The organism is Segatella copri, from assembly GCF_019127135.1.
Classification (GTDB): domain Bacteria; phylum Bacteroidota; class Bacteroidia; order Bacteroidales; family Bacteroidaceae; genus Prevotella.
In genome coordinates, this window is record NZ_JAHOEA010000208.1 from 1 (window position 1) to 375 (window position 375).

Sequence of the window (375 nt, forward strand, 5' to 3'; positions counted from 1 at the left end):
CTTCACCATGGTCTTCTACATCACCGTCTCGGGCAAGGGATTCCGCATCCTGCTCAGATATATGCGCCCTGAAGGATGCAATCTCACTGCCACCGAACTCCACCAGCTCGCCATACAGAAAGCCATGAAACTGTACGACAAACTGCTGGGTATCAGCAGCGACAAGCAATGCCAGGACATGGTGAGAAGCTGCGGACTGGCTTACGACCCCGAGGCTTACTTCAACTGGAATGCCGAGGTTCTCGCCATCACCCGGGAGGAGGTGGAGAACTTCGAAAAAGCTACAAAGCAACAGGAGGAACAGAACAGGAAAAGACAGACGGAGGCTGAAAAACCCAGAAAGAAAAGCCCTCGCAAACAGGAAGACGAGTCGCC

General features: G+C 53.3%; 1 protein-coding gene. It reads left to right on the forward strand.

What is annotated here, in order from left to right; genetic code table 11:
* The coding region (locus KSW37_RS15890; protein ID WP_301331791.1) for a BT4734/BF3469 family protein at positions 1–375 on the forward strand (375 nt) is incomplete at both ends.